This window comes from Cobetia sp. D5 (genome assembly GCF_035666195.1).
Lineage (GTDB): Bacteria > Pseudomonadota > Gammaproteobacteria > Pseudomonadales > Halomonadaceae > Cobetia > Cobetia amphilecti.
On record NZ_CP142020.1, the window covers coordinates 1,644,919 to 1,659,031 of the forward strand.

Sequence of the window (14,113 nt, forward strand, 5' to 3'; positions counted from 1 at the left end):
GCAGCATCTACCAAGCGGTGCCTGGCCACTGCTCATCAGGCAGCCATCAATAGAGGATATCGCTGCGGATGATGTACTTGGCACCGTCGCGGATCGGCTCGCTGGCATGCACGCAGTGCTGCGGGTGCGAGCCATGCGGGAAGCACAGTACGCCACCCTTGGGCGTGGAGACCGATACCTTCTGGATATCATCCTGCGACTGGGCCGGCTTGCCGGGGTCGCGACGGCTGACCAGAAACTCGGTGCGCCCGCCGGTATAACCATCGCTGAGGAAGATGAGGAAGGTGTACTGGCTCATCAGGCCCGGATAGGCGTCCTGGACGATCTCGCCATTGATGACGCGACTGCCCGGCCAGGCACCATCGGTGTGCGGCTTGAAGAAGTCGCCGGCCTCGTAGCGATAGACGCGAAAGCGCGCATTGATGCCCTTGGCGCCTTCGCCCTGGATCTGCTCGGTCACCAGCGGCGCCGAACGCTGCCAGATGACCTGATCGACCGCTTCACTGACGACCCAGTTGACGTTGTGGTTGTGGCGTACCGAACGCGGCAGGGAGACGGGCGCATCTTCCTCGAAGCCCATTTCCTCCAGGGCGGCGACGAAGTTGTCGGCCTCGGCGGGTGTCAGCACATTGAGCAGCTGGAAGGCACCCGGGACACCCTCGACTTCCTGACGGACCACCTCTGGCGCCGCGTCGGCCTCGAAGAGATCAGACACGTCGCCGTTGTCGGTCCAGATGGGCAGGGGCGTGGGAGAGAAGCCGCGTTCGTGGCGGACGACATGGAAAGACAAGCTCATGGCAAAGCTCCTGAATGACGAAGAATGTGAGACGAGAATCTGGTGGCCGCCAAGCGGTGGCCGCCAGGCCTGCAAGGAGGGAGGCCTGGGCGACGGTCATCTGGTGGCGAGTGCCGATAAGGTCGGGCGAGGGGCGGGCGAGGGGCAGCAACCCGGATGGGCCAGGTGTCTGCCATCTCGACCGCGGCGCTCAGCCGCCACCAACCAGTCATTTTCAACCAGCCGCCACCGACCAGCCGTTATCAACCAGCGGCCGTGACACCTCAGTCGGGATAGCGGACCAATACCCGCGTCTCGAGACTGGTGCGTGTCGGCGCATCGTCGGGCGTATCGAGCAGCTCGGCCGCGGTATGCGCGACCGGCGGCTTGCCGGCGCTGTCGAAGGCATTGAAGACGATGGCTTCGTCGGGGCGCATCTGTGAGGCGAAGTACCAGCGGTGAGCCGGATTGTGCACGAGGCCCTGGATCTGGCCGCAGCGGTCCGGATAGAGGATGTCGATGTTGACCCAGTCCTCGTGTTGCACGCTCTGGGTATCGGCGAAGGCCAGCGGGTCACGTGCGACGGCCTGCTCGACCGGCTGCCAGACATTGACGATGCCGTAGTGGCCGCTCAGCCACTGCTCCGCCTGCTCGGGCGGGAGCAGATCGCGCACGCGCTGCGGTCCAGAGCGCGGCGAGTAGTCGACATGCACATGCTGCGCCGGCACGCGCTCACCCTCGAAGCCGCGCAGGGTGTGGTCGAACACCTGCACCTCACTGACGCCGAGCTGCTGCTTGAGCAATGCCTCGATGGCCGGTGTGTGCAGGCGATCGCGCACCTTGGCATCGCGCACATCGACGGCAAGTTCGGGCGTGTCGAGAAACAGCAGCCCCTGGCAGGCGAAGCTGGGCGGTGTGGCGCGCAGGTCCTGCAGCCTGACACCGCGGCGGTCATGCTCCGGCTCGATACGGCGACCGGTCTCGCCGTTCGGGTCCACCTTGATCTGCAGGCCTTCCGGGCGGTCGAGCTGATAATTGACGAACGCCATGCGGGTAGGGACGGGCGCTGACATGAACGAGACCTCCTTCACGATGGGTTGTCAGAGGATGCCGCAGGACAGGCACTCAGGCGGGTGCCTGCGGTGCCGAGTCCAGGAGGCTGGTTCACGAGGCTAGTGCACTGGCGCGGGCAGAAAAAGGCGCCTGTCGGCAATTGGTTATTGCACATATGGCAATAATCAAGCGCCGACCGACGCTCAATGCCCGCCGGACAGGTGCAGACCAGCGATGGACAGCACGATGACGCCGATGCAGGCCATGCGGCGAAACGAGAAGTGCTCGCGCCAGAACAGCACGCCGATGATGGCGCTGACCACGGTCCCGATGCCGGAGAACACGGCATAGGCGATGCCCAGACTGATGGTGTCCATGGCCAGATACAGCAGGCTCAAGGAGGAGCTGAAGCCCAGCGCGACCAGCAACACGCCCATGCGGCGGTGCTGATTGGCGTACTGGTTGAAACCGGTGACGCCGACGACTTCACAGCAGCCGGCGGCGATCAGATAGACCCAATCCATGACGTCACTCCTGGTCATTCACTGAGGGTGGTCTGCGGTGTGGCACTCGCGCGAGGCTGCTTGTCGGCAGGCGCGCTGGGGGCCGTCTTGAGCACGATGATGCCGATCAGCATCAGCACCACGAAGCCCAGCGTGGACCACTGGAATTCGAGATCGAAGAACAGCAGGTCAGCCACCACCGTCCCCACCGTGCCCAGGCCGACGAAGATGGCGTAGGTGGTGCTGGCGGGCAGTGTCTTGGCGATCTGGGTGACCAGACTCAGGCTGATGATGACCAGCAGCACCGTCAGTGCCCATTCCAGCGGACTGTCGGCGACTTTCAGGCCCGTGGCCCAGCCGATTTCGCACAGGGTCGAGATCAGGAAGTAGAGCGTGATGCGCATGGTGATCGGGTGTCCTTGTGGGGTGTCCTTGTGGGGTGTCGAGAAATACGGCGTTTCATTACCTGTGAGAGACCTGCGTTTCATCAATATCCAACAACCAATACCAGTCTATATGAGTTTTTGTTGATGTTTTGATGCAGGAAAAGGCGGAGGGAGCCCCTCCGCCTGTTGTCCCTCCACCTGCTGCCTGGCAAGTCGTTGGCGCAGCCTTGTTTGGCCAGAGCTCCTTTGAACAAGAGCCCCTTTGAACACGAGCCCTGGTGACCAGGAGCGTCAGGAGGCCAGCGGCGTGGTCGTCGCCTGAATGTCTGATTCCGCATCGGATGGTGTCGCGGCCTCGGCCGGCTGGGCCAGATAGGCTTCCAGCGAGTCATCCATCGCCTCCAGCCACGGCGTGTGATGCCTGGGCGCCAGAGTGCCGGTCATCAAGGAGCGATAGCCGTGATCGCGGAAGGTCATGATGTTCTCGTGCTTGTGATGCTCCCATTCCAGGAAGGTACGATTCACGCCATCGATATCGAAGCTCGGGTAGTCGGTCTCCTCGATCAGCGATTTCACGTAATCGCCCTGGAAGAGAATCATGTCCTCATCACTTTCCAGCGTTTCCTCGCGGGCCCGCCACGCCAGACTGTCTGCACGCATCGCGTCCAATGACGGCAGGGGCAGGGTGCCGAGAATCGCATCACGCACCCACCAGGCCTGGGCATCGAACATGTTGAAGGTGTACCACTGGTCCTGCATGCCGAGATAGAACAGGCGCGGATTCTCTTCCCACGCCACCCCCTTGTAGAGCCCCCGCGGCCACATGCGGTTCTGGGTCTTGAGGCGCAGCGACTCCTCGAGGAACGGGAAGTGGTGCAGATAGCCGGTGCACAGGATGATGGCATCGACGCGCTTGTGGCTGCCGTCACTGAAATAGGCGGTATCGCGATCGACCTTCACCAGCAGCGGCTTCTCTTCCCAGTTGTCCGGCCATTTGAAGCCCATCGGGGCGGTGCGATAGCTGGTGGTGATGCTGCGCGCACCATACTTGTAGCACTGCGAGCCGATGTCCTCGGCGGAATAGCTGCTGCCGAGCAACAGCAGGTCCTTGCCCTTGAATTCCAGTGCATCACGGAAGTCATGGGCATGCAGAATGCGGCCATTGAAGCTCGAGAAACCGGGGAATTCCGGCACATTAGGCGTCGAGAAATGCCCGGAGGCCACGATGACGTGATCGAATCTTTCGCTGGTCACCAGATCGAGCGCCTGGTCATGCACGCTGACCGTGAATTGCTGGCTGGCATCATCGAAGGTGACCTGGCGCACCGGGCAACCGAAGCGGATGTACTTGCGCACGCCGGCCTTCTCGACGCGACCCTTGATGTAGTCGAACAGCACCGCGCGCGGCGGATAGGAGGCGATAGGGCGCCCGAAATGTTCTTCAAAGGAGTAGTCGGCGAATTCGAGACATTCCTTGGGGCCATTCGACCACAGGTAGCGATACATGCTGCCGTGGACCGGCTCGCCGTGGGCATCCAGTCCGGTACGCCAGCTGTAATTCCACAGACCGCCCCAGTCATCCTGCTTTTCGTAACAGACAATCTCGGGAATCTCGATGCCCTTGTCGGCGGCGGATTGAAAGGCACGTAATTGAGCCAGGCCACTGGGTCCTGCACCGATGATCGCGATACGTTGGGTCATGGATACCTTCCTGTTCTTGTTGTGTCTTCATGCGTTATCCGAGGCTTCAGGACGTGGTGACGTCGTGAAACACTGACAACGAAACAGGCTAGCGAGATGTGCTCCGGCTGCACATTGCTCGGAAAGGGTAGCCATAAAGGGGTACATCAGTTCATGTCTCAGTTCATGTCTCATTTCATGCGTCAGTCGATGGCGGTACGCCTGGAATATCCGAGGTGTCGACGGCGAAGATGATGCCCTCCACCGCCAAGGGCGTGCCATCCTGTGAATAGATGCCATGGCCCTTTTCCTGCACCCGGATGACCTCGCCTTTGCGATGGCGAATGCGGTAGGCAAGGGTGAAGGGAGTGCGGGCCTCAAGGGCTGCCTGCACCTGATCCCACACGCGGTCGGCATCTTCGGGATGGATCATCTCGCCGTAGGTGAGGGAGGGATGGTCGAGCAGTTGCTGGGGGCTGAGGCCGGTGATGGCCAGGCAGCCGTCACTGATGTATTCCATCGACCAGTGGCGGTTGTTGCGCGCGCGATAGACCATCGCGGGCAGCCCCTTGATCAGCCGTGTCAGGCTGCGCAGGTTGGCGGCGTCGATCTGCTCCTGCTGCACGCGCTCGCTGATGTCATGCAGGGTGAGCGTGGCGGGCCAGGGCGAGGCCAGCGAGAGCGACTGGCTGCGCACTTCACACCAGCGATAGTGGTGGTCCGCCCCCATGATGCGCAATCGCCAGCAGTCAGGGCGTTCGCGGCGCGAAACGTGGCGGGCGAGCATGTCCCAGCGCGATTGATCCGCGGGGTGCAGGGCATCGCGCAGGCGCTGCGCTGCCGTGCCGTGCCCGTCCGCTCGAGTGGCGGGTGGCATGTCTTCCCGTGGGTCGCGCGATTCGTGTCCGCTCAGGGACTGCCAGCCGCGCGAGGCATACAGCAGCGTACTGTCGGCATTCACCACCAGCACGGCATCACTCAGCCCATCGAGAATCGCCTGTGCGCTGAAGGGCGAGGCAGTCGAGGCAGTCGAGGCGGGCGAGGCAATCGAGGCGGGCGAGGCAATCGAGGCGGAGGCGAACTGTTCGAGAAAGCGCATCATCGCAGGCTCTCCTTTTTGGCCCGGGTCGTATCCTGTTCGGCGCCTGTCGCGTCCTCGGCGAGCGCTCGGCTGGCATCGCTCGCGGGCGTCAGCGGGTGAGCGTAGACCCAGGCGGCCAGCTCCAGTCGCGAATGCAGGTTCAGCTTGCGCAGCAGATTCTTGACGTAGACCTTCACCGTGCTGTCACTGATGCCCAGCTCGCGGGCAATCAGCTTGTTGCTGAGGCCGCGCCCGATCCATTTGAGGGTATCGCGTTCACGCTCGGTCAGGCCTTCGTACCATTCAGGTGCCGTGGGCCAGTCAGGTGCCTTGGGCCAGTCAGCTGCCGTGGGCCAGTCAGGTGTCGTGGGTCGGTCGAGAGCGGCGGCCCCGTCGAGCGTGGGGCCAGCAGGGGGATTCGCCACAGCTGGCAGCGCCTCAGTCTGCTCCTGCTCCTGTTTATGCTGCTGTTTATGTGTCTGTGCTTGCGAGTGTTGTTCGCGCTGGCGGTGGTCCTGCTGCAGACGCCGGGCGAGCAGCAGCAAGGTCTCTTCCTCCAGCCCCAGCTTGCCGTCGATCACGGCCTGCAGGCGCTCGAGAATGCGTTCGGGGTCGGTGTCCTTCATCAGGTAGCCATCCGCCCCTTGCTGGATGGCATCCAACAGGTGGCGGCTGTCATCGGAGGCGGTCAGCAGCACTACCTTGAGAGTGGCATCACGCTGCTTGAGATGGCGCATCAGGGTCAGGCCATCGAGCTGCGGCATCTGCCAGTCGACGATCACCAGCTCCGGGGCCAGGGTGGGCAGGGCGTCGAGCAGATCGGTGCCGTCATCGAAGTCGGCCACGACCTCGAACAGGCCACCTTCACTCAAAAGCTCAGCCAGCCCACGCCGAAACAGCGGATGGTCGTCGACGAGCACGACTCGTGTCGGGGGTGTCGAGGGTGTCTGGTGTGTCGAGGGCATCTGGCGAGTCACGGTCATGTGTCGTGGCGCTCCCAGCTCAGTGTCACGCGGGTACCGCCATGGCGGGGTTGGGTGATGGCGAAGTCGGCCCCGAGCTGGCGTGCGCGATCCTGCATGATGCCCAGCCCGAAATGGGCGGGGGCGACGTCGGCGGGGTCAAAGCCGCAGCCGTTGTCCTCGATGGTCAGCAACACCCGCTCCGCTGGCTGAGGCCCTGAAGATTGATGAGGCCCTGAAGACTGATAGAGCAATTGCAGGCGCAGGTGGGGGGCTCGAGCATGGCGCACGCTGTTGGTCATCGCTTCGCGCACGATGAACATCACCTGCAGGGCCTGGGCATCGGGGAGGTGCAGCGACTGGATGCGGTTGTCGAGCTCGAACACCATGCCTGAGCGTGTCTCGAATTCCTCGATCAAGTTGTCGGGTAAGCGGATTAAATGGTTGATCTTACCTTTGCATGAGAGTGAGACAGACCGGCATCTCATCGGATTATCTGGTTGATGCTTCACCTACTGCTGGTGCATGTTTCCTTCGCTAATTCCAGCAAGAACCCCACACGCCTCAACTTCCCGGTCATCGTTGCAACTCGCTCTCAGTGAAACGAGTTGTTTCTCAAGCGCTTGCAGAGCGGTTATCTGCGACCGCACATGAGAGATGTGATCATCGAGCAAGGTGTTGACGGCGGTACAAGGCTGATGAGGGTCGTCCTGATAGCTCTGTAGTTCGTGAATCTCAGCCAGTGACAGGCCCAGGATTCTGCAGCGACGGATGAAGGCCAGCCCCTCACCATGCTTCTCGGTATAGACACGGTAACCGTTGTCCTGCCGATCAGGCGGCGGCAACAAGCCCTGCTGTTCATAGAAGCGGATCGTCTGTGTTTCGACCCCTACCAACTGCGCCAACTGACCAATGCGCATCAGCCTCCTCCCCAACGGATTCTTTACTCTATTGACCTTATAGTAGCTTTATAGTTTTAAATGGTACCACAACATTGTTCAAGTGGAGTCGTATCATGAGCAAATCCTGTGGTGGCGCCTGTGGCGGTGATGCAACGTCCGCAGCGGATACCGATATACAGGCCTCCTCCGAGGCGCCAGGGAGATGGGTCAGTGTTTATGCCGTGCCGAAGATGGACTGTCCATCAGAAGAACGAATGATTCGCCTAGCCCTGAACGGCTTTGAGGAGATTCGGGCGCTGTCCTTCGACTTGTCGAACCGCCGGCTGAAGGTCGTGCATGACGGCGAGGTCGAGCCCGTCACCTCGAAACTGAAGACCTTGGGGCTAGGCGCCTCGCTTCAGGAAACCGTCGCTGCAAATCCGGAGACCATCAAGGCCGCCGAGTTTTCGGCAGCTTCTGCTAAGCAAGAATCCGGGACCCTGCGCTGGTTGCTCGGCATCAATGCACTTCTGTTCGTGGTGGAAATGACTGCCGGTCTGATCGCCCGGTCCACCGGCCTGATTGGAGAATCCCTGGACAATTTTGCCGATGCGGCGGTGTACGGGCTTGCCCTTTATGCGGTTGGACATAGCGTGAAAATGCAGGTACGTGCCGCGCATCTTGCTGGTGTACTGCAACTGATCTTGGCTGTGGGCGTGCTCGTAGAGGTGGTGAGACGCTTTGTATTCGGTAGTGAGCCTGAATCGCTGGTGATGATGGCTATCGCATTCGTCGCATTGATTGCCAATACCAGTTGTCTGCTGCTCATATCCAAACATCGGGAAGGCGGGGCGCACATGAAGGCAAGCTGGATATTCTCGGCCAACGACGTGGTGATCAACCTGGGGGTCATCACCGCCGGCGCCCTGGTCGCGTGGACCGGTTCCAATTATCCGGATCTGATTATCGGCACCATCGCGGGGGGCATTGTACTTAACGGTGCCAGACGCATTTTGGCGTTGAAGGGTTAAATAATGCTCATTATTGGCAAAAAGCTCTCGCCGTATGCCCTATTGTCCATATCGGGCCTGCTGGCAGCGTCTGATCAGGCTGTAAAGTGGCTGGTGCAGCAATCAATGGCCTATGGCGAGTATGTTTCGGTGACCCCGTTCTTTAACTGGGTGCACCTATGGAACACCGGTGCCGCATTCAGTCTTTTTGCGAATGGTGGAGGCTGGCAGCGCTACTTTTTTATCGGAATCGCGGTAGTGGTCTCGATTTTTCTGATCAAGCTGATCCTTGAAAATCGTCATAAAGGAGAAGCCATCGCTTACAGTCTTATCCTCGGTGGCGCCATGGGCAACCTGATTGACCGGGTCTTTCGCGGCTATGTTGTGGATTCCTTTGATTTCTATTGGCGAGACTGGCATTGGCCGGCCTTCAACCTGGCTGATATTGCAATTGTCCTCGGTGCCTTACTTTTCGTTTCCAGCAGCTTGTTGGGTAAAAAAGCAAACACCAATGCCGAGTCGGATGGATCTGACTGACACCTACGCCTATACAACACCATGACCGAACTTCCCGACAACATCCTTCACCTGCCGCAATACCAAGTACTGGGCTGCAAATCAACCGACGACGAAATGCACTTCCAGGTGGACGTGCCCGATCCCATCGCCTGCGAGGAATGCGGCGTGCAGGGTGAGTTCGTACGGTTCGGCAAGCGTGACGTTCCCTATCGTGATCTGCCCATCCACGGCAAGCGGGTCACTCTCTGGGTGGTCCGCCGCCGATACACCTGCCGGGCCTGCAAGACAACATTCAGGCCCCAGCTACCGGAGATGGTGGACGGATTCCGTATGACACTGCGGCTGCATGAGTACGTGGAGAAGGAATCCTTCAACCACCCCTACACCTTTGTGGCGGCACAGACCGGCCTGGACGAGAAGACGGTGCGCGACATCTTCAACGCCCGCGCCGAGTTCCTGGGGCGCTGGCACCGCTTCGAGACGCCCCGCATCCTGGGCATTGACGAGCTATACCTGAACAAGCGCTACCGCTGCATTCTGACCAACATTGAGGAGCGAACCCTGCTCGACCTGCTGGCCACCCGCCGCCAGGACGTGGTGACCAACTACCTGATGAAGCTGAAAGACCGGCAGAAGGTCGAGATCGTCAGCATGGACATGTGGAACCCCTACCGGGCAGCGGTCAAGGCTGCGCTGCCCCAGGCCCGTATCGTGGTCGATAAGTTCCATGTGGTGCGCATGGCCAACGATGCCCTAGAGAGAGTGCGCAAGGGCCTCAGAAAGGAGCTGAAACCGTCCCAGAGCCGGACTCTCAAGGGAGACCGGAAAATCCTGCTGAAACGCGCTCACGAAGTCTCAGACCGGGAGCGCCTCATCATGGAGACCTGGACAGGCGCGTTCCCGCAACTGCTGGCCGCCTACGAGCACAAGGAGCGCTTCTACGGCATCTGGGACGCCACCACACGGCTCCAGGCAGAAGCCGCCCTGGACGAGTGGATAGCCACCATCCCGAAGGGCCAAAAGGAAGTCTGGAGCGATCTGGTCAGGGCAGTGGGAAACTGGCGCGAAGAGACCATGACCTACTTCGAGACGGACATGCCCGTCACCAACGCTTACACGGAGTCCATCAACCGACTGGCCAAGGACAAGAACCGTGAAGGGCGCGGTTACTCCTTCGAGGTGATGCGGGCACGAATGCTCTACACCACGAAGCACAAGAAGAAGGCACCGACTGCGAAGGTCTCTCCTTTCTACAAGAAAACCATCGGTTACGGACTGCCGGACTTCGCAGAGGAACTCAACTACGGAGTCGATCTATCAACCATCTGAGGGTGGTATCAGATTGATGGGGTGAAGGTGCCCCATCAACCATTAAATCCGTATACCCAAGTTGTCCAGCACACAGGCCAGCGGCGCGTCTCCCCAGGTGGCGTGCGCGCCGTTGATCAGCTCCCGGGTCTGGCGCAAGGCGCGCCGGGACTGGGTATGCACGTCCTCGGCCAGTGCCTGCACTTCCTGTGGCGCATGACGAGCGGCGCGAGTCAGGCGTGCGCTCTGCATCTGCAGATAACTCAATTCCTGGGCGAGGGTGTCGTGCAGTTCCGCCGCCAGATGTCGACGTTCGTTCTTCAGTGCCTGATCCACCGCTGCCTTCCTGTCTTCAGCGTGACGCGCCTGTTGCTGCTGATGCAGTGCCAGGCCACGGCTCAGGGCATCGATGGCGGCGCTCGCGAGCCTCGATTCGAGGGCTTCGGCGGCCGGCTCTCCAAGCCACAACCAGTCATCGCCTGTCGCCTGGCTGTCAGTGGTGTGCGTGAGGGCGATCAATACCCCGTGGGGCTTGCCCGAGACAGCTAGCGGCTGACGGCTGACGTGCGCGTCGTGAGCAATCTGGCTGACGATCTCCAGCAGGGTCTGACGCGTCTTTGCGGGCAGGGCGAGGCCAGTCGGCGCGATCACCTCATGGCGTTGCTGATCGACCCCGCGATGCAGCACGCAGCTCTCGACAGGACGTGAGCAAGCCTGAGTGCCGGCAATCTGCTGGCTGAAGAGGCCCATCCTCTCTCCCTGAAGTTCCCCCCAAAGCTCTCGCAGCAGCTCTCCCAGCAATGATGGCAGCGTCTCCGTGAGGTCAGCGCAGGTGGCGATGCGCAGGGTGATGGCGTCGAGCTTGGGCGTCTCGCGTCTCGCATCGCCGGGGGAGGAGTGCAGTGGGTCGTCGGCTCGGCGTACATCAACCAGGGCGGCCGCCGTTCGTGCAGCAGGCACCTTGCCTTCCTTCCCTGCGCCGAGAATGACTTGCATGCGAGCTCCTCTCTCTACTTCCTGCTTCGGGGTTCTTTCTTCGGGCTTGCGATGTCGCGTCAGCAAGCTTGATGAGCAAGCTTCATGCCAGTGAACGGCTTACCCCTTCATGGGTACCTCTCTTGATGGATTGTCGCGATCTCCACTGTGAGTAAATTTAATTCACCATGAAGAACGTGGTGCGTCGCAGAAGGGGATATGCACCATCCAGGCACATCGGGGAGCTGCTTCACCCCATCACGCGTGCAACGCCGGACCCACTTGCCATGACCACAAGAGGTATCACCACGATGGAGCTTGCAGTCGAGATACCCGCTGCCACGCCGTGCCAGCCGTATCGTTATCGAATACCCGGGCTGGATGCGCTGGCGCTTGAGCTGTCGCCGGGGGACAGCGTGCAGGTGTCATCCGTCGATGGTGCCCAGGCCTGCGAGTGGCTGTTATTGCCGCCAGGGGGGCCGGGAGGGAGAGCACGGGGTGGCACAAGCTGGAGGGGCAGAAGTTGCAGAGGCAGAAGCTGGAGAGCTTGCAAACGCAGTCGATGGACTGACACTCGCGCGCTACGCCAGCATCACCTGTCTGGAAGAACATGCCTTTGCCAGCCAGCCACAAGGGGCAGAAGAGGGTAAGGCCGAGCAGGTGCGAAGCCCGTTCACCCAGCAGCGTCTGGCAGCGCTGGGAGTCGCGCAGGTGCCACTGTCGCAGTGGCAGCGCTTGTCAGTGGCCGGGTTGCCGGCCGAGATTCGCTGGCCGCTGGAAGCGCCTGCCGCGCGCCTGATTCTGTTGGCCCCCGGTGATGACATGTCGATCGATGGTGAGCATCTGGCCACCGAGCTTGAGGTCGCGCACTTTCAGAGCGTGCCCGATCAGGAGCAGTTACCCGTCCCCCTGGCGTCGATCAAGCAGGAGCGGCGAGTCGCGGCGGGCACGGTCGAGGTCTATGAGGTCAAGCAGGGCGAGTGGATCCAGATCATCGATGTGGCGGGTCGCCAGTGCTCCGATTTCGTGGCCTTCGATGCCAATGCCTGGGCGCAGGGGGAAGAGCTGGGGCTGGACGCCGGCGCCACGCGCAGCCTGTCCGGTCATTGCATGCCCAACCCGGGGCTCTACTCCGTGTTCTTCGATCAGCACCTGCATCCGATGCTTGAGGTCGTGCAGGACACGGTGGGGCGCCATGACAGCTTCATGCTCGCCTGTTCGCCGCAGTATTACGAACACCACGGCTACTTCGGCCACGATAGCTGCACGATCAATTTCAACAACGCCCTGTCGGCGTCGCATGGCATTCAACAGCGTGCCAGCTGGCCGGCGATCAACTTCTTCTTCAATGCCTATGTAGAGCCTTGCGGCACCCTGGCGGTGGATGAGCCCTGGTCGCGCCCCGGCGACTACGTGCTGCTGCGCGCCGACCGTGACCTCATCTGCGCCTCATCGGCCTGTCCGGATGACATCGACGCCGCCAACGGCTGGGTACCGACCGATATCCAGGTGCGCATCTACGCCGCTGAACATGATTTCCCCCGTGGGATCGCCTATCGCAATCGGCCCGAGGAATTGCCGCGCATGACACTGCCCACCGCCTTTCATCCCTGCACCTCCGCCTTGACCAAGCAGTTCATCGACTACCACGGCTACTGGCTGGCCACGCATTACGAAGGGTGGGGTGCGCGGGCCGAATATCTGGCCTGCCGCGAGCGGGTCGCGATGATGGATCTCTCGGCGCTGCGCAAGTTCGAGGTCGCCGGCCCCGATGCCGAACGCCTGCTGCAATACGCATTGACCCGCAATGTACGACGGCTCTCCATCGGCGAGGTGGTGTACTCGGCCATGTGTCAGGAAACCGGCGGCATGCTCGATGACGGCACCTTGTTCCGCATGGGCGAACAGACCTTCCGCTGGATCTGCGGTGACCCGGCCAGCGGCCAGCGGCCAGTGGCTCAGGGAGCTTGCCCAGCGCCAGGGCTATCGCGTCACGGTGCGTGACTCCACCCATCAGCTGCACAACATCGCGCTGCAGGGACCGAAGAGTCGTGAGGTGCTGGCGCCGTTGATCTGGAATGCGCGCACCCAGCCTGAGGTGGAAACGCTGGGCTGGTTCCGCTTCATGATCGGTCGTCTGTCGGGACCGGATGGCATCCCGCTGATGGTGTCGCGCACCGGCTATACCGGTGAGCTCGGCTATGAAGTCTGGTGTCATCCCAAGGATGCCCCGGCCGTATGGGAAGCGATCTGGGCGGCGGGTGAGCCCCATGGCATCGCGCCGCTGGGACTGGATGCCCTCGACATGCTGAGAATCGAGGCGGGGCTGATCTTCGCCGGTCATGAATTCTGCCCGCAGACCTCCCCCTATGAGGCGGGCATCGGCTTCACCGTGCCGATGAAGAGCAAGGAGGATGACTTCGTCGGGCGGGCAGCGCTGCAACGCGAGGCGCCGGAATCACGGCATCGCGTGATGGGTCTGAAGATGCACAGCAGCGAGTTGGTCAGCCACGGCGATCTCGTCTATCACGGCCGCTATCCGGTGGGCGTGGTCACCAGTGCCACCCAGTCGCCGCTGCTCGATCGCTCCATCGCGATGTGCCGCCTGGCACCGGACTTCGCAAGCCCGGGAACCCAGCTTGAGATCGGCCAGCTGGATGGCCATCAGAAGCGCCTCGCCGCCGAGGTGGTGACATTGCCCTTCCATGACCCGGAGCGCCTCAAGGTGCGTAGCTGATCTCACTGCCAGGAGGGGAAGCATGAGAGGTGAGTCGCGCGCAATGACTTGCGTATATGCAGCGCCCTGCAAGTCATCTCACGGTGCATGCCGTGGCCGGCATGCCTCAATAACGCCCATCCTCCTCGCAGGGAAGGCTTCATGGGCTTCATATCTGAAGAGGAGTCCTCGGTTTCAAGAATGATGCAGTAAAAACAACGAATTGCTGAGGGTGGCCGATGAGGGTCATCTGGCATGTCGCTT

General features: G+C 61.4%; 15 protein-coding genes. 5 read left to right on the forward strand and 10 right to left on the reverse strand.

Annotated elements, in window-relative coordinates; translation table 11 throughout:
- Window positions 1–46: 46 nt before the first annotated feature.
- The 9 genes from U0O11_RS06925 to cadR form a co-directional block, all read right to left on the reverse strand.
- Entirely contained in the window at window positions 47–796 is a 750-nt protein-coding gene (locus U0O11_RS06925) for a 2OG-Fe(II) oxygenase (protein ID WP_225347925.1), read from the reverse strand.
- A gap of 263 nt (window positions 797–1,059) precedes the next feature.
- The gene (locus U0O11_RS06930) at window positions 1,060–1,848 is read right to left on the reverse strand and encodes a CmcJ/NvfI family oxidoreductase (RefSeq protein ID WP_156961859.1); all 789 of its coding nucleotides are present in this window, start codon (window positions 1,846–1,848) and stop codon (window positions 1,060–1,062) included.
- Between the two features lie 183 nt (window positions 1,849–2,031).
- Entirely contained in the window at window positions 2,032–2,352 is a 321-nt protein-coding gene (locus U0O11_RS06935) for a DMT family transporter (protein ID WP_043332225.1), read from the reverse strand.
- Window positions 2,353–2,366: 14 nt separating this feature from the next.
- Window positions 2,367–2,819 (reverse strand): DMT family transporter, encoded by a 453-nt coding sequence (locus tag U0O11_RS06940; RefSeq protein ID WP_084589279.1) that lies wholly within the window; start codon window positions 2,817–2,819, stop codon window positions 2,367–2,369.
- A 189-nt stretch (window positions 2,820–3,008) separates the two neighbouring features.
- Window positions 3,009–4,418, reverse strand: coding sequence for an NAD(P)-binding domain-containing protein (locus U0O11_RS06945; protein WP_215824292.1), 1,410 nt, complete (start codon window positions 4,416–4,418; stop codon window positions 3,009–3,011).
- 175 nt (window positions 4,419–4,593) lie between these two features.
- Window positions 4,594–5,499, reverse strand: a complete 906-nt coding sequence (locus U0O11_RS06950; RefSeq protein WP_324692335.1) for a PAS domain-containing protein — start codon at window positions 5,497–5,499, stop codon at window positions 4,594–4,596.
- Window positions 5,496–6,461 carry a response regulator transcription factor gene (locus tag U0O11_RS06955; protein WP_317292900.1) on the reverse strand — a complete coding sequence of 322 codons (966 nt, stop codon included), beginning with the start codon at window positions 6,459–6,461 and terminating at the stop codon, window positions 5,496–5,498. The genes U0O11_RS06950 and U0O11_RS06955 overlap by 4 nt, the downstream gene beginning before the upstream one ends.
- Window positions 6,458–6,859, reverse strand: coding sequence for a sensor histidine kinase (locus U0O11_RS06960; protein WP_043332223.1), 402 nt, complete (start codon window positions 6,857–6,859; stop codon window positions 6,458–6,460). The genes U0O11_RS06955 and U0O11_RS06960 overlap by 4 nt, the downstream gene beginning before the upstream one ends.
- Window positions 6,860–6,952: 93 nt before the next feature.
- Window positions 6,953–7,360, reverse strand: coding sequence for a Cd(II)/Pb(II)-responsive transcriptional regulator (gene cadR, locus U0O11_RS06965; RefSeq protein WP_007148576.1), 408 nt, complete (start codon window positions 7,358–7,360; stop codon window positions 6,953–6,955).
- A gap of 95 nt (window positions 7,361–7,455) precedes the next feature.
- Between cadR and U0O11_RS06970 the strand changes: the two genes are divergently transcribed.
- From U0O11_RS06970 to U0O11_RS06980, 3 genes are read left to right on the forward strand one after another with little or no spacing between them, the layout of a single operon-like run.
- On the forward strand, window positions 7,456–8,352 hold the full coding sequence (locus U0O11_RS06970; protein WP_004364974.1) for a cation transporter: 897 nt from the start codon (window positions 7,456–7,458) through the stop codon (window positions 8,350–8,352).
- Window positions 8,353–8,355: 3 nt separating this feature from the next.
- On the forward strand, window positions 8,356–8,868 hold the full coding sequence (gene lspA / locus U0O11_RS06975; protein ID WP_003821921.1) for a signal peptidase II: 513 nt from the start codon (window positions 8,356–8,358) through the stop codon (window positions 8,866–8,868).
- Window positions 8,869–8,889: 21 nt separating this feature from the next.
- Window positions 8,890–10,179 (forward strand): ISL3-like element ISPpu12 family transposase, encoded by a 1,290-nt coding sequence (locus U0O11_RS06980; protein ID WP_324692349.1) that lies wholly within the window; start codon window positions 8,890–8,892, stop codon window positions 10,177–10,179.
- A 42-nt stretch (window positions 10,180–10,221) separates the two neighbouring features.
- On the opposite strand, the gene U0O11_RS06985 is transcribed toward U0O11_RS06980, so the two are convergent.
- Window positions 10,222–11,154, reverse strand: a complete 933-nt coding sequence (locus U0O11_RS06985) for a histidine kinase (protein ID WP_052384365.1) — start codon at window positions 11,152–11,154, stop codon at window positions 10,222–10,224.
- A gap of 477 nt (window positions 11,155–11,631) precedes the next feature.
- On the opposite strand from U0O11_RS06985, the gene U0O11_RS06990 reads away from it, so the two are divergent.
- Window positions 11,632–13,137, forward strand: coding sequence for a DUF1989 domain-containing protein (locus U0O11_RS06990; protein WP_324692350.1), 1,506 nt, complete (start codon window positions 11,632–11,634; stop codon window positions 13,135–13,137).
- A complete protein-coding gene (locus U0O11_RS06995; RefSeq protein ID WP_324692351.1) occupies window positions 13,061–13,870 on the forward strand; it encodes an aminomethyltransferase family protein in 810 nt (269 codons plus the stop codon). The genes U0O11_RS06990 and U0O11_RS06995 overlap by 77 nt, the downstream gene beginning before the upstream one ends.
- Window positions 13,871–14,113: the final 243 nt, after the last annotated feature.

Bases quoted from the DNA above. Each gene is read 5' to 3' on its own strand.
- U0O11_RS06930 (WP_156961859.1), bottom strand. From the start codon at position 1,848: ATGTCAGCGCCCGTCCCTACCCGCATGGCGTTCGTCAATTATCAGCTC.
- U0O11_RS06945 (WP_215824292.1), bottom strand. From the start codon at position 4,418: ATGACCCAACGTATCGCGATCATCGGTGCAGGACCCAGTGGCCTGGCT.
- U0O11_RS06950 (WP_324692335.1), bottom strand. From the start codon at position 5,499: ATGATGCGCTTTCTCGAACAGTTCGCCTCCGCCTCGATTGCCTCGCCC.
- U0O11_RS06985 (WP_052384365.1), bottom strand. From the start codon at position 11,154: ATGCAAGTCATTCTCGGCGCAGGGAAGGAAGGCAAGGTGCCTGCTGCA.
- U0O11_RS06935 (WP_043332225.1), bottom strand. From the start codon at position 2,352: ATGGATTGGGTCTATCTGATCGCCGCCGGCTGCTGTGAAGTCGTCGGC.
- U0O11_RS06955 (WP_317292900.1), bottom strand. From the start codon at position 6,461: ATGACCGTGACTCGCCAGATGCCCTCGACACACCAGACACCCTCGACA.
- U0O11_RS06925 (WP_225347925.1), bottom strand. From the start codon at position 796: ATGAGCTTGTCTTTCCATGTCGTCCGCCACGAACGCGGCTTCTCTCCC.
- U0O11_RS06980 (WP_324692349.1), top strand. From the start codon at position 8,890: ATGACCGAACTTCCCGACAACATCCTTCACCTGCCGCAATACCAAGTA.
- U0O11_RS06940 (WP_084589279.1), bottom strand. From the start codon at position 2,819: ATGAAACGCAGGTCTCTCACAGGTAATGAAACGCCGTATTTCTCGACA.
- cadR (WP_007148576.1), bottom strand. From the start codon at position 7,360: ATGCGCATTGGTCAGTTGGCGCAGTTGGTAGGGGTCGAAACACAGACG.
- lspA (WP_003821921.1), top strand. From the start codon at position 8,356: ATGCTCATTATTGGCAAAAAGCTCTCGCCGTATGCCCTATTGTCCATA.
- U0O11_RS06970 (WP_004364974.1), top strand. From the start codon at position 7,456: ATGAGCAAATCCTGTGGTGGCGCCTGTGGCGGTGATGCAACGTCCGCA.